Annotated in this window: 12 protein-coding genes; 7 read left to right on the top strand and 5 right to left on the bottom strand. The window is 65.2% G+C overall.

From position 1 onward, the window contains the following. Position 1: 1 nt before the first annotated feature. Positions 2–685: a class I SAM-dependent methyltransferase gene (locus M1248_RS24560; RefSeq protein ID WP_317149993.1), complete on the bottom strand. Its 684-nt coding sequence runs from the start codon at positions 683–685 to the stop codon at positions 2–4. Positions 686–759: 74 nt separating this feature from the next. Between M1248_RS24560 and M1248_RS24555 the strand changes: the two genes are divergently transcribed. Genes M1248_RS24555 through M1248_RS24545 form a run of 3 tightly spaced genes read left to right on the top strand, consistent with a single transcriptional unit; the run spans position 760 to position 4,924 of the window. After that, positions 760–1,611 (top strand): AraC family transcriptional regulator, encoded by an 852-nt coding sequence (locus M1248_RS24555; protein WP_317149992.1) that lies wholly within the window; start codon positions 760–762, stop codon positions 1,609–1,611. A gap of 44 nt (positions 1,612–1,655) precedes the next feature. Next, positions 1,656–3,944, top strand: coding sequence for an isocitrate lyase ICL2 (gene aceA, locus M1248_RS24550; RefSeq protein ID WP_163728131.1), 2,289 nt, complete (start codon positions 1,656–1,658; stop codon positions 3,942–3,944). A gap of 20 nt (positions 3,945–3,964) precedes the next feature. Next, positions 3,965–4,924 (top strand): haloalkane dehalogenase, encoded by a 960-nt coding sequence (locus tag M1248_RS24545; protein WP_317149991.1) that lies wholly within the window; start codon positions 3,965–3,967, stop codon positions 4,922–4,924. Here the strand turns inward: M1248_RS24545 and M1248_RS24540 are convergent. The 3 genes from M1248_RS24540 to M1248_RS24530 are packed head-to-tail and all read right to left on the bottom strand — an operon-like array spanning position 4,921 to position 8,246. Then, a complete protein-coding gene (locus tag M1248_RS24540; RefSeq protein WP_163728135.1) occupies positions 4,921–6,273 on the bottom strand; it encodes a sensor histidine kinase in 1,353 nt (450 codons plus the stop codon). The genes M1248_RS24545 and M1248_RS24540 overlap by 4 nt on opposite strands. After that, complete coding sequence (locus M1248_RS24535; protein ID WP_317149990.1) at positions 6,270–6,971, bottom strand: Rv0518 family GDSL lipase; 702 nt, start codon at positions 6,969–6,971, stop codon at positions 6,270–6,272. The genes M1248_RS24540 and M1248_RS24535 overlap by 4 nt, the downstream gene beginning before the upstream one ends. Positions 6,972–7,022: 51 nt before the next feature. Next, a complete protein-coding gene (locus tag M1248_RS24530) occupies positions 7,023–8,246 on the bottom strand; it encodes an acyltransferase (RefSeq protein ID WP_317149989.1) in 1,224 nt (407 codons plus the stop codon). 278 nt (positions 8,247–8,524) lie between these two features. On the opposite strand from M1248_RS24530, the gene M1248_RS24525 reads away from it, so the two are divergent. From M1248_RS24525 to M1248_RS24510, 4 genes are all read left to right on the top strand, one after another. Continuing rightward, positions 8,525–8,980 (top strand): Fur family transcriptional regulator, encoded by a 456-nt coding sequence (locus tag M1248_RS24525; RefSeq protein WP_410506729.1) that lies wholly within the window; start codon positions 8,525–8,527, stop codon positions 8,978–8,980. Positions 8,981–9,013: 33 nt separating this feature from the next. Further along, positions 9,014–11,239, top strand: coding sequence for a catalase/peroxidase HPI (gene katG / locus M1248_RS24520; RefSeq protein ID WP_163728144.1), 2,226 nt, complete (start codon positions 9,014–9,016; stop codon positions 11,237–11,239). 67 nt (positions 11,240–11,306) lie between these two features. Further along, entirely contained in the window at positions 11,307–12,038 is a 732-nt protein-coding gene (locus M1248_RS24515) for a glutamine amidotransferase (protein ID WP_317149988.1), read from the top strand. Positions 12,039–12,066: 28 nt separating this feature from the next. Continuing rightward, on the top strand, positions 12,067–12,744 hold the full coding sequence (locus tag M1248_RS24510) for an esterase (protein WP_317149987.1): 678 nt from the start codon (positions 12,067–12,069) through the stop codon (positions 12,742–12,744). A 6-nt stretch (positions 12,745–12,750) separates the two neighbouring features. On the opposite strand, the gene M1248_RS24505 is transcribed toward M1248_RS24510, so the two are convergent. Continuing rightward, entirely contained in the window at positions 12,751–13,977 is a 1,227-nt protein-coding gene (locus M1248_RS24505) for a glycosyltransferase (protein WP_317149986.1), read from the bottom strand. Between the last annotated feature and the right edge of the window lie 52 nt (positions 13,978–14,029).

The raw sequence follows: 14,029 nt of genomic DNA, 5'->3' as shown, positions 1-14,029 counted from the left end.
GCTAAGCTGCCGGCCGCGTCGCACGGTAATACGTGAGCCGGCCGACACCCCGATGACGTTGCGAGGCAACCGTCATGCAGTCGAAGCCGACACCACGCAGTAGCGACGGAATCGCATCGCCGAGGTTCCCCGCCGCATGTCCGCTGCGTAGGAACCGCCTGGCCACAAACCCGTCGGACGGGGTCATGTCACCCCCGATGTCGACGAGATGGAGGCTGCCGCCGGGCCGCAGAACACGAAATATCTCGCTCGCCGCCGTGGTTTTCGTTTGTTGATCCAGGTGGTGCCACATCATCGAGGACAGCACGCGGTCGAATTCGCCGTCACCGAACGGTAGGTTCTGAACATAGCCTCGTACGAACTCGATTCCGTTTCCGACGCTGACCTTGCGCTCCGCCCGAGCCAAAGCCCGCGGATCCGGGTCGAGTCCGACGACGGTCGCCCGCGGGTGTGCACGGTGTACTCGAGCCGTGAGGTTGCCGGTACCGCAACCGATTTCGAGGACGGACATCCCCTCGATGACGCCGGCCTGGTCTATGAGGTTGTTGTAGACCGTGGGCATGCCCAGCGCCCGGGTCAGCAGATCGTAGAACGGAAGCAATGCGTCACGGCCAGCCGCGGGCAGGAAGTCGTGGCCGTCTGCACCATGTGGCCGCCGCACAGAATTAGGATGATTTTCGGTCATATCCCTATGGTGAATCGTTGAGTACGAATCAAGTCGGGTGATCCTCGGCAATAATGGGACTATCTTCGGTTCACATGGCAGTGGCATCCCGACTGGTCGGACTCCGCAGCGGCGTCCCGCTGTACCGGTATCCAACCGATCCTGATACTCCGCCGGTGTCGGTGGTGCGCGCGTCGCGCGAGGCGATGGTCGACCACGGCCGACACATTCACGACTTTCCCGCGCTCTGGTACGTGCAGGCGAAGGCGCTCGTCTACGTGGCGGCGGCGGGTGAGGTCCTCGACCCAACTCAGTTGGACCGGTTCGACGGCGGTATCGGGGTGTTCTTCGACCCGGCAGCACTGGGTTCGGACGGCGACGCGGCCTGGCCGGTCTGGCGTGGCCATCCCCTGTTGTTTCCGTTTCTGCACGGTGAATCGGGCGGGTTGCTCAAGCTGACGTTGCCCACCACACGACGGGCAGCGTGGGACGCCTCGATCACCGCGATCGAAGCAGAGCTCGATGCGCGGCTGGAGGGCTACCGGCAGGCCGCCCTCGCGCATCTGCTGTTGCTGCTCATCGATCTCGCCCGGATCGCCGACGATGTGGTCGGAGACCTGCGACACCTCGGCGAACCCGTCCTCGCCGACGTCTTCGCCGTGATCGAACGCCGCCACGCCGAATCCCTGTCCCTGCGCGATGTGGCGCGTGAGGTCGGCATTACGCCCGGACACCTCACGACCATCGTCCGCCGTCGGACCGGCCGGACTGTGCAGGAATGGATCATCGACCGGCGAATGGCCGAAAGCCGGCGCCTGCTCGCCGACACCGACCTACCCATCCAGGAGGTCGCCCGACGGGTCGGCATTGCCGATCCCGGGTACTTCAGCAGGGTGTTTCGTCGCACTCACGGTTCGTCCCCCCGCACCTGGCGTGGCAGACCGTAGGCGATAACGCCATCGACACACAGGCGTCGGTCGTACTGTGAGGTATGGCCATTATCGAAGCGGATGCAGCGCCCCAGACCCCGTTTGACCGGGATGTCGCAGACACCCAGCAGTACTTCGACAGCCCGCGATTCGACGGGATCATTCGTCTCTACTCAGCCCGCCAGGTAGTCGAGCAGCGCGGCACGATCCCGACGGATTACACCGTCGCCCGTGAAGCGGCCAAGGCATTCCACCCGCGCCTGCGCGAACTGTTCGCCCAAAAGAAGAGCATCACCACCTTCGGCCCCTATTCGCCGGGCCAGGCCGTGGTCATGAAGCGGATGGGCATCGAGGGCATCTACCTCGGCGGCTGGGCGACATCGGCCAAGGGGTCGATCAGCGAAGACCCGGGACCCGACCTGGCCAGCTACCCGCTGAGTCAGGTACCCGACGAGGCCGCCGGACTGGTGCGCGCGCTGCTGACCGCGGACCGCAATCAGCAATACCTGCGGCTGCGCATGACCCCCGAACAACGCGAAGCCACCCCGGCGTACGACTACCGACCGTTCATCATCGCCGACGCCGACACGGGGCACGGCGGAGATCCCCACGTGCGCAACCTCATTCGCCGTTTCGTCGAGTCAGGGGTGCCCGGTTACCACATCGAAGACCAGCGTCCCGGTACGAAGAAGTGCGGCCACCAGGGCGGTAAGGTTCTCGTCCCCTCCGACGAACAGATCAAGCGCCTCAACACCGCGCGCTTCCAGCTCGACATCATGCGGGTGCCCGGCATCATCGTGGCCCGCACGGACGCTGAAGCCGCCAACCTTCTCGACAGCCGCGCCGACGAACGCGATCAGCCGTTCCTGCTCGGCGTCACCAACCTCAAGATCCCGTCGTACAAGGCCTGCTTCCTGGCCATGATGCGCCAGTTCCACGACGCGGGGGTCACAGATCTCAGGGGGCATCTGCTCTACGCCCTGCCCGACGGCGAGTACGCGGCCGCCGACGCATGGCTGCAGCGCCATGGCATCCAGGCCATGATCGCCGACGCCGCCAAGGAATGGCAGGACAGCGCCGACGATTCGGTCGATGCGATATTCGACCGGATCGAATCGAAGTTCGTCGACGCCTGGCAGATCGACGCCGGCCTGCAGACCTATGGCGAGGCGGTCGGCGATCTACTCGACTTCCGTGAGCGAGAGGGCGAGCCGGCCGAGACGAGTGCCGCGGACTGGCGCACGTTCGCCGCCAAGGCATCGCTGTACTCGGCGCGCCAGAAGGCCAAGGAGCTGGGCGCCGACGTCGCATGGGACTGCGAGCGGGCGAAGACACCGGAAGGCTACTACCAGATCCGTGGCGGCATCCCCTACGCGATCGCCAAATCGCTGGCCGCCGCACCGTTCGCCGACATTCTCTGGATGGAGACGAAGACCGCCGACCTCGCCGACGCCAAGCAGTTCGCCGACGCGATTCACGCCGAGTTCCCCGAGAAGATGCTGGCGTACAACCTGTCTCCCTCGTTCAACTGGGATACCACGGGCATGAGCGACGACGAGATGCGCGCTTTCCCTGAGGAACTCGGCAAGATGGGGTTTGTCTTCAACTTCATCACCTACGGCGGCCACCAGGTCGACGGTGTCGCCTGCGAGGAGTTCGCCACGTCGCTGCGGCAGGAGGGCATGCTCGCACTGGCTCGCTTGCAGCGAAAGATGCGCCTGGTCGAATCGCCCTACCGCACACCGCAAACCCTGGTCGGCGGGCCACGCAGTGACGCCGCGCTGGCCGCGTCATCGGGACGCACGGCGACCACCAAGGCCATGGGCGAAGGCTCCACCCAGCACCAGCACCTTGTGCAGACCGAGGTGCCGAAGAAGCTGCTCGAGGAGTGGCTGGCGCTGTGGAGCGACCACTATCAGCTCGGCGAGAAACTTCGGGTGCAGCTACGGCCGCGTCGCGCCGGCTCCGATGTCCTCGACTTGCAGATCCTCGGCGACGGCGAAGATCCGCTCGCCAACGTCGTGGTCGATCCCATCAAGGACCGGCACGGCCGCAACATCCTGACGGTGCGCGATCAGAACACCTTCTCCGAGAAGATGCGCAAGAAGCGATTGATGGACGTCATCCATCTCTGGCTGATCCACCGCTTCAAGCCGGAGATCGTCTATTACGTGACGCCGACCGAAGACAACATCTATCAGACCGAGAAGATGAAGTCTCACGGCATCTTCAGCAACGTGTACCAGGAGGTCGGCGAGATCATCGTCGCCGATGTGAACCAGCCGCGCATCGATGAACTCCTCGCGCCCGATCGGGAGGCGCTCAAGCGGCTGATCGCCAAGGAGGACTGAGCGGACCGCACGTCAGCCCCATGGACGTTCTCAGAACCCCAGACGAGCGATTCGACAACCTGCCCGATTATCCGTTTCCGCCGAGCTACGCCGTCGTCGAGACGCGCGGCGCACCCCCGGTGCGGATGCACTACGTCGATGCCGGGCCCGCCGACGGGCCCGTCGTCGTCCTCCTGCACGGGCAGCCGACGTGGTCGTTCATGTACCGCAATGTCATTCGGACCCTTGTGGACTCGGGAATCCGGGTCATCGCGCCGGACAACATCGGCTACGGTCGCTCCGACAAGCTCACCGACGCGACGGCCTACACGTTTCGCCGGCACGTCGACTGGACCCGGACTCTGGTCAACGGGCTCGGCCTGCGCGCGGCGACGCTGGTGGTGCAGGACTGGGGTGGGCCCATCGGGCTGAGCGTGCTGGCCCGCGAACCCGACCGGTTCGCGAGGGTCGTCGCAACGAACACCATCTTGCACACGTGCGACCCGGGGCTGGCGGGCAGGCTCGCCTGGGCGCATCACGGTGTCGACGAGGACCGGGTGTTGTTGCAGGAGACGCTGCTCGACTACGTCGCGTTGTATGCACGCGCGCCGGACATCAATCCGAGCATGTTCCTCGACGCGGTGGCCGGCCCGCTCCACGCCGACGTGCTCACGGCGTACGACGCACCCTTCCCCGACCGCAGCTACAAGGCCGGACTACGGCAGATGACCGCGCTCATCCCCCTGACACGCAACGATCCCGGTGCGGCGATCGGGCGTGACACCATGGCCGCCCTGCGGCAGTGGGAAAGGCCCTTTTTGACCGCGTATTCGGACGGCGATCCGCCAACTCGCGGGTGGGACAGGGTGTTTCAGGAGCAGGTCCCCGGAGCCCAGCGCCAGGCGCACACGATCATCACCGGCGCCGGGCATTTCATCGCAGAGCAGAAAGGTGCGGAACTGGCCGTCGTCATCGCCGAATTCATCGGCCTCACAAACTAACTCGGCGCCGGGAGCCGCAGCACCAGCCGCGCACCACCCATGGGACTGGCCTCCATGGCCGCCGTGCCGCCGTGCAGGTCCGCCTGCTGGGCCACCAGCGCAAGGCCGAGTCCTGAACCGGACCGCGCGGCCGTCGACCCACGGGAGAACCGCTCGAAGATGGCCGCGCGCTCCTCCTCCGGCACACCGGCGCCGTTGTCGTCGACGACGATCTCCACGCCCTCGCCGGAACTGACTGCGCTGAGACAGATTTCAGTTGCGCCGCCGTGCTTGACAGCGTTTGTGATGGCGTTGTCGATGACCAGCCGCAAGCCGGCGGGCAGGCCCACCATCAGCACCGTGGTCGACGACCCGAGCGAGACGGCCAGATCGGGGTAGTTGCGCATCGCGTCATGCGCTGCACGATCCAGAAGCTCGGTGATGTCGACGGGCACGAAGTCGTCGACGGTGGTCAACTCGCCCTGCGCGAGGCGCTCCAGCGCAGTGAGCGTCGCTTCGATACGGGTCTGGGTGCGCATGACGTCGGCGATCACTTCCTGGCGCTGATCGTCACGCATCTCGAGGGTGGACAGCACCTCGAGGTTGGTGCGCATAGCCGTTAGCGGAGTGCGCAATTCGTGGGAGGCCACGGCAGCGAAGTCGCGGGCTGATTCGAGTGCCGCCCTGGTGCGCTGCTGCTCGTCGCCGATGCGGGCAAGCATTCCCTCGACAGCCTCGGCGATCTCCACCGCCTCCTGCACACCGCGCACTTTGACTTCATCGGGATTGGACTGTGCGTTGATCGCGCGGGCCTGCTGAGCTAGCAGCCGGAAGGGATTGATCATGATCGACCACATCACCGAGCCGACCAGGACGGTACCGATGATCACGCCGCCGCAGATCAGCAGCACCCGCCGGTGCAGTTCGTTGATGCGGCGCTGCGTTTCGGCAATCGGAGCTCCCACCGCAATTTTCGCGTCGCCGGCGGTGAAGGTGCGGACGCGGTACTCGACGCCGCCGATGGTCGTGTTGGCGTAGCCGACGTCGAAATCCGGCAGCACCACTTCACGAGGCATCGACACGGTGACGCCTTCGACGCGCGCGGTGCGCACGACGTTGCCGTCCGGCGCCTCGGGCTGATCGGCTCCCTCCTGTTGTGCGGTTTGCAGCAGCGTGCTGATGTCGCCCAGACTGCTCACCGAATCCAGTCGGCGATCCAGCTGGCTGTACTGGTCGTTCGTCACGCCGAACCAGACCCACGCGCCGAGCGTGATCACCAAGGCGACGACCGAAAGCGCGGCGACGATGACGATCACCCGCAGTGACAGCACACGCGTCAACAGTTCGAAGACGCGTTCGCCGAGTTTCATAAGCGGACAGGCAATTGTGCCGCGATGAGCGGCGCGATCTTGTCCGCCATGTACTGGTGCCCGGCGTTGGTCGGATGCACGCCGTCGGATCCGATCAATCCGGGTTTGCCAACGAACCAGCGTTCAGCGATGGGGTCGACGAACGTCGCGCCGGCGACCCCGGCCTGATAGGAAAGTGCATCGCGAATCCGCACGAGGTTGGCGGGCGGATCGACGGTCGGCCACGGCGGCCCGATAACCAAGAACGTCGCCGATGGTGCGATGCGGCGAGCCAACTGAAAGGTGCCGTACGCCAGGATCGACAGCTGCGCGGGATCAACGTCCAGATCGTTACGGGAGCCGAAGAACACGATGAGCTCGTCATCGGGCTTGACCGTCCGCGCCGTCAGATCCTCGAACAGACTGCCCCGGTTACCTCGCGTCCCGTACCCCGCACCCCCCTCGGCGCCGATGTCCGCCGAGATCGGCATCCGATACGACGCAAGCTCGTCCCAGGCACGGGCGGTCCACCCGGTCGGGCCGAGGCCGCCGAGGTCGGTACCCGTCGTATAGGAATCGCCGACGACCGCGATGCGATTCACGGACGAGTTCAACGTCACAACATCATCGGAGCCGTTGTGGCCCATCCTTATTGGGCCCTCGCCACCCATGCTGATGAGCAACGCGAGCGCAGTCATGACCGTGACGAACCGCCTCACCGGACCAGCCTAGGACTCATTTGACCAAATCGACGTTGAAGACGCGCGAACTCATCCCGCACGGGCAGAAACCACAGATCGACGGTCCTCACGCTGACCATCGATGGTCTGCAGCCTGCCGTGGCCAGAGTCCTGGCGAGTGTCGCGGGGTGGCTTCATCATGCTGCGCATCCACTTGCGCGCGGGCTCCTCGACGAGGTGGTACAGCAGCACCGCGCCCGCGATCGCCACCGCGAACAGTGCCAGCAGCACCGCCTTGCCCGCGAGGTCGGAGCCGAGCTGCAGTTCGAACTGCAACACCATCCAATTCCATGTCGTGTGCACCAACTCGTGAACCATGTAGAGGCTGAACGAGATGTGTCCGAGGTAGACCACCGGACGAAGGGACAGCATGGCCGGTAACGTGCCCGCACCGATCGCCAGCGTCGACACCAGTGGGACGAACAGCACGTCGACCAAGCCGGCCGAGTCATGGATCGTCGGGACGGGGTTGGCGTCCAGCCAGTACAGGATGCCGACGATGGCCGCCGCGAGCAGAAGTGACGCGATACCGGCGCCCGTGCGGGCCCGATCGCTGGGTTTGAGCTTGCGCACGGCCGCGCACACCAGCGCCCCCGCGGTGAACTGCATGATGATCCGCGGCAACCAACTCCATGGTGTGTAGAACAGGCCGCTAGCCATCAGCAGCACCACCGGAGGCAGCGACGCGGCGACGGCGAGGAAGAACAGGCCCCTCGCCCGCGTCGCGCGGGCGATGCGGAAGATCACCACGACCAGCGCGCCGAACAAGAGGTATGCCAGCCATTCGGCGCTGATCGACCAGGCGGGCCCGTCCCAGCTGGTGCCATCGAAATAGGGCGCGAACCACAGCTGCACGAGCAGGAACTGCCGGACGTAGTTCATCGCCGTGAGCGATCCGGCGGCCTCTGACGGAACATGGCCGACGTTGAGCGTGAAGATGATCCAGAGTGCCGCCAGATGCATCGTCACCAGGTAGACGGGCCACACGCGCGAGAGCCTCAACCACAGGAAGTGCAGCGTGGACCGCCACGAGAAGGAGTCGCCCATCCGGTCGAGATAGTTCCACGTCAGCACGAACCCGCTGAGGATGAAGAACAGATCGACGCCCTGGGCGCCGCAGTCGAGCACCGGCGCGAGCGCCGATCTGAATCCAGGGGCGGCCTGCTCGAGCAGCGGCCGGAAGTGAAAGAGCACGACCCACACGGCGGCGACGATGCGCAATCCGGACAGGGCCTTGATCTCGCCGGTACGCACAACACTCTCTTCGTGAGGGACTCGAACAGTTGCGATCGTCTGCCGGGCGGTACGCCTCCCCGCGACCACGCTTCCGGCAGTTTGGCAGGCTACCAGTGGTGACACCGCCCCGACACACTCAGACACGCTGTGAATCGGCTGTGCAATGACCAAAATTGTTGTCGACCAGGCGCTCTGACGCGTCCGAAGGGCACTTGATCGATTGGATGATCAAAGTCGTCCGGACACGCCGATGATCAAGTCTTGACTGGTTCCAGAAAAGGGGGATGATGGTCTTCGTGCCTCCCACGACGGATTTCTCGGAGCAACTGCGCCTCGCAGACCTCCGCGTCACCCGTCCCCGCCTCGCCGTCCTCGAGGCGGTCTGTGCGCACCCGCACGCCGATACCGAGACGATCTTCTCCGCCGTGCGGCTCGGCCTTCCCGACGTATCCCGTCAAGCGGTGTACGACGTGCTCGCTGCGCTGACCGCCGCGAATCTGATTCGTCGTATCCAGCCATCGGGCTCGGTCTCGCGCTACGAGTCACGCGTCGGCGACAACCACCACCACGTCGTGTGTCGCTCGTGCGGGGTCATCGCCGACGTCGACTGCGCCGTCGGCGACACCCCCTGTCTGACACCGTCCGATCCGGACGGATCCCTTGACGGCTTCGTCCTGGACGAGGCCGAAGTCATCTACTGGGGCCTGTGCCCAGATTGTTCCGCAACGCAAACGTCGCGATCACATACGTGATCACAGCCCATTTCACCCATCGGAAGGAATGTTGTGTCTGATTCACCTGACGCCAAGCCGCCGTCACCTGAGAAGCCCACGGCGAGCAGCGGAAGCGAGAGTGAAAACCCGGTAATCGATACGCCGAAGCCGAAAGCGCACGCGCCCCGGACCAACCAGGACTGGTGGCCCGAACAGGTCGACGTGTCGAAGCTGCACGCGCGCGGCTCCTTCTCCAACCCATACGACGAGGATTTCAACTACGCCGAGGAGTTCGCCAAGCTCGATCCCGAGGCCCTCAAGGCCGACGTCATGTCGGTGATCACCACCTCTCAGGACTGGTGGCCCGCCGACTACGGCAGCTACGCCGGTCTGTTCATCCGGATGAGCTGGCACGCCGCCGGCACCTACCGGATCTACGACGGACGCGGCGGCGGCGGCGAGGGCATGCAGCGGTTCGCGCCGCTGAACAGCTGGCCGGACAATGCCAACCTCGACAAGGCACGTCGTCTGCTGTGGCCGGTCAAGCAGAAGTACGGCAACAAGATCTCCTGGGCCGACCTGCTGGTTTTCGCCGGCAACGTGGCACTGGAGTCGGCCGGCTTCGAGACCTTCGGCTTCGGTTTCGGCCGGCCCGACGTGTGGGAGCCCGTCGAGATTCTCTTCGGTGAAGAGGACGAGTGGCTGGGCACCGACAAGCGCTACTCCGGTGAGCGCGAGCTGGCCGAACCGTTCGGCGCCACCACGATGGGCCTCATCTACGTCAATCCCGAAGGCCCCGAAGGCAAGCCGGATCCGATCGCCGCTGCGGTCGACATCAAGGAAACCTTCGGCCGGATGGCCATGAACGTCGAGGAGACGGCCGCGCTGATCGTCGGTGGCCACACGCTGGGCAAGACCCACGGCGCAGGCCCGGACGAAGGTATGGGCCCCGAACCCGAGGGCGCTCCGATCGAGCAGCAGGGCCTGGGCTGGAAATGCCCGTTCGGCTCGGGCAAGGCCGGCGACACGGTCACCAGCGGACTCGAGGTGGTGTGGACGGACAAGCCCACCCAGTGGAGCAACCGCTACCTGGAGATCCTGTACGGCCACGAGTGGGAGCTGACCAAGAGTCCTGCGGGCGCATGGCAATTCGAGGCCAAGGACGCCGAGGCGATCATCCCCGATCCATTCGGTGGGCCGAACCGCAAACCGACGATGTTGGTCACCGACGTCTCCATGCGGGAGGACCCGGAGTTCGGCGCGATCACCCGTCGCTGGCTCGACCACCCCGAGGAGCTCAACGAGGCGTTCGCCAAGGCCTGGTACAAGCTGCTGCATCGCGACATGGGTCCGATCAGCCGTTACATCGGCCCTTGGGTCGCCGAGCCGCAGCTGTGGCAGGACCCGGTTCCTGCCGTCGAGGGCGAGCTGATCGACGAGTCGGACATCAAGTCGCTCAAGGCCAAGCTGCTCGACTCGGGACTGACCGTGCAGCAGTTGGTCAAGACGGCGTGGTCGTCTGCGGCCAGCTTCCGCAGCACCGACAAGCGCGGTGGTGCCAACGGTGCACGGATTCGCCTTGAGCCGCAGAAGAACTGGGAGGCCAACGAGCCGTCCGAGTTGGCCAAGGTGCTGCCGGTGCTGGAGAAGATCCAGCAGGAGTTCAACGGCGCCGGTGGCAAGAACGTATCGCTGGCCGACCTGATTGTGCTGGGCGGCTCGGCGGCGGTCGAGAAGGCGGCCAAGGACGCCGGCTTCGAGATCGATGTCCACTTCGCGCCGGGTCGCACGGACGCGACGCAGGAGGACACGGATGTGGAGTCGTTCGCGGTGCTCGAGCCGCGGTGGGACGGGTTCCGCAACTTCGTGCGTCCGGGCGAGAAGAATCCGCTGGAACAGCTGCTGATGGAGAAGGCCATCCTTCTTGGCGTGACAGCACCAGAACTGACGGCGCTGGTCGGCGGTTTGCGGGCGCTCAACGTCAACCACGGCGGCAGCAAGCACGGCGTGTTCACCGACAGGCCGGGCGTGCTCACCAACGACTTCTTCGTCAACCTGCTCGACATGAGCACGCAGTGGAAGTCGGGTACGGCGGAGAACGTCTACGAGGGTGTGGACCGCGCATCGGGTCAGCCGAAGTGGACCGCGACGGCCAATGACCTGGTGTTCGGCTCTAACTCGCAGCTGCGGGCGCTGGCCGAGCACTACGCCCAGGACGACAACAAGCAGAAGTTCGTCGAGGACTTCGTCGCCGCGTGGGTGAAAATCATGAACAACGACCGGTTCGACCTCGTCTGACCGCAACACACAACGCCCCGCGAGTCATCATGACTCGCGGGGCGTTGTGCTCGGTAAATTCTCTACCGTGAACGCACCGTTCCTGCTCCTGTCGATCCGCGGCGAGGACGAAGCCGCCGCCGACGAGTACCGGGCGTTCATGCGCTTTGCCGATCGTGACGAGACGGGCATGCACCGCATCAGCCTGACGCACGAGCCACTGGGGCTGATCGATCTCGCCGACTGGTCAGGCATCATCCTCGGCGGCGGCCCCTACAACGTCAGCGACCCGCAGGATTCGAAAACCACGACACAGCGACGCGTCGAGTCCGAGTTGTCCGCATTGCTTGGGCGCATCGTGGATGAGGATTTCCCGTTTCTCGGCTGCTGCTACGGCGTGGGCACGCTGGGTGCCGTCATCGGCGCGGGCATCGACCGCACGTACCCGGAACCGGTGGGCGGCATGTCGATCACGGTCACCGAGGCCGGTCGAGCCGACCCGCTGTTCGCCGAGTTGCCTGACGAATTCGACGCGTACGGCGGGCACAAGGAAGCCGCGGCGACGTTGCCGGACGACGCGGTGCGTCTTGCCACCTCACCGCAATGCCCGGTCCAGGCGTTCCGGGTCGGCGAGAACGTCTATGCCACGCAATTCCACCCCGAACTCGACCTCGCAGGCATCGAAACCCGCGTCGAGGCCTACAAGAATCACGGCTACTTCGCCCCCGAGTCGGCTGAGCAGCTCAAAACGGAAGCGCGGCAATGGAATGTCCGCTATCCGCATATGATTCTGCGGCGGTTCGTCGAGCGCTACGCATAAGTTCGTAGAGGTCGGGAACTCTCGGTGCATGGAGACGGTCGAATACGCACCAGGTCGGTTTGCAGATGTATACGGTGATCCCGCACAACGCACTGTCCTGATGTGGCACGGTGCGCAGGTCGATGCGCGGACAACGATGGGCCCGCTTGCCGAACGGGTTGCCGACCAGGGTGCCGGCGTCGTGGTGCCGGACTGGAATTCCCGAGCCTCAGACCGCGGTCGTGCCGACCTGCTGGGTTCGCTGAAGTTCGTCCGCGCGCAGTGGACGTCACCGATCGTCCTGGTCGGCTGGTCGCTCGGTGGAGCAGCGGCAGCGGGAGCGACGATCCACGCGACGAAGTTCGATCTCTCCTTGGCACAAACGATTTGCCTCGCGGGAGCGTTCATGGTCGCAGATTCGGTCTCCGGACAGACACTGCCCACCGACCTGACTGAGTTCGGCGCGGGTTCACCGTTCACGCTGTTACACGGCGTCGACGATGACGTCATACCGGTCGGCGTCAGCCGCGATTTCGCCGCGACTCTGCGGCGGAATGGGTGGCGCGTCGAGCTCACCGAACTGCCCACCGACCACGCTGCGATCGCGGGGGCGGCCTACGACAAGGCCGACGACCGCTATCTGCCCGCGAGCGATGCGGAGGCACTCCTCGTTGTGCAGAATGTGGCGGAGCGAATCGCCAACATCGTTAGGGCGGTGGACCTTTGAATCCGCTCAGTTGTGGACGCCACGTGTCCGGATCACACTGTTGACCAATCGTCCGATGCTTTCCAGCGGCTGCGATTCGACGATGTCGGCGCCGATGCGTTGAGCTGCACAGCGATAGTCGGAGTTGGCGAGAACGTCGTCGACTGCTGCTCGGATCCGCGCGGGAGAGGGCGCAGCGGAGCCCAGGTTCAGACCGACTCCGGTGTACGCGACGCGGGCGGCCACCTCGGCCTTATCGGATGTCTCGCCGGCGACGATCAACGGAATGCCGTACCGCAGAGCGTGCTGTACACCGCCGTAACCGCCGTTGGTGACCATGACGTCGACGTGCGGGAGGAGGGCTCCGTACGGAAGCCACTCGGCGACGAAGACGTTAGGCGGGAGTCCGGTGCCCTCGAATGGCCGTCCGGTGGTCGCCACAACGACGGTGTCCGTACCCTCCAGTGCGGCGATTGTCGCGCCGATCAGTCGGTCCTGGTCATGATTGTCGAACGTTCCCTGCGTGACATGCACAACTCTGCGCGCAGAGTGGATCTCGGGCCACCAGTCGGGCGGGTCGAATTTCGCCACCCCGTCGAGTAGTACTGGGCCGACGAAGTCGACGGTCTCCGGTAGATCCTGACGCGGGTACTCGAACGCCGGCACCGTGAGCTGGACCAGTCCATCGGCCAGCCGCGGCCAGTCCACGAGGCCAACTGGGGACGGTCGTGCTCCAAGCGCGCCGAGTGCGCGGTTCAAGGACTTCTGCACGCCGCGCAACATCACGCCCTGGACCACGCGGTGGACGCCGTCGTAGTCCATGCCCGGCCGGGGAGCCCAGGCCATGCCGAACGGCGGAGTATCCACGCTCGACAAGGTGATTGGACCGACACCGACCGTGAAAACCGCTGGCCTGGGCTGATCTCCGAGCAAGAGCGCCAGCACGCCGGTGAAGGTCAGATCAGCCAGCACGACATCGACGGGATCCTCGGCCAGCACCCGCTCAAGCGCGTCGTACTGGGCAGCCAAAGGTGCGACGAACGTCGATTCGAGTTCCGCGAGCCCATGCAGATAGCGGCGCAAGAGGTTCGGCATCGGGAGGCGCGTTGGTGGTGCCGGCGGGCGGACGCGCGCGGCCGCATCGAGGGGCACCAGGCGCAGGCCGGCACGCTCGACGTCGTCCCGAAATTCAGGAGACGACACGACGGTGACGTCGTGACCGCTTTCGCGCAGGTGGGCACCAATGCGCATCATCGGAAGAACATGGCCAGACAGCGAACTAGCGGCGACGACGATTCGCCCCAAG

The sequence above is a fragment of the Mycobacterium sp. 29Ha genome (assembly GCF_032883055.1).
GTDB lineage: Bacteria > Actinomycetota > Actinomycetes > Mycobacteriales > Mycobacteriaceae > Mycobacterium > Mycobacterium gallinarum.
This window is presented reverse-complemented; position numbering and strand designations above follow the sequence as displayed.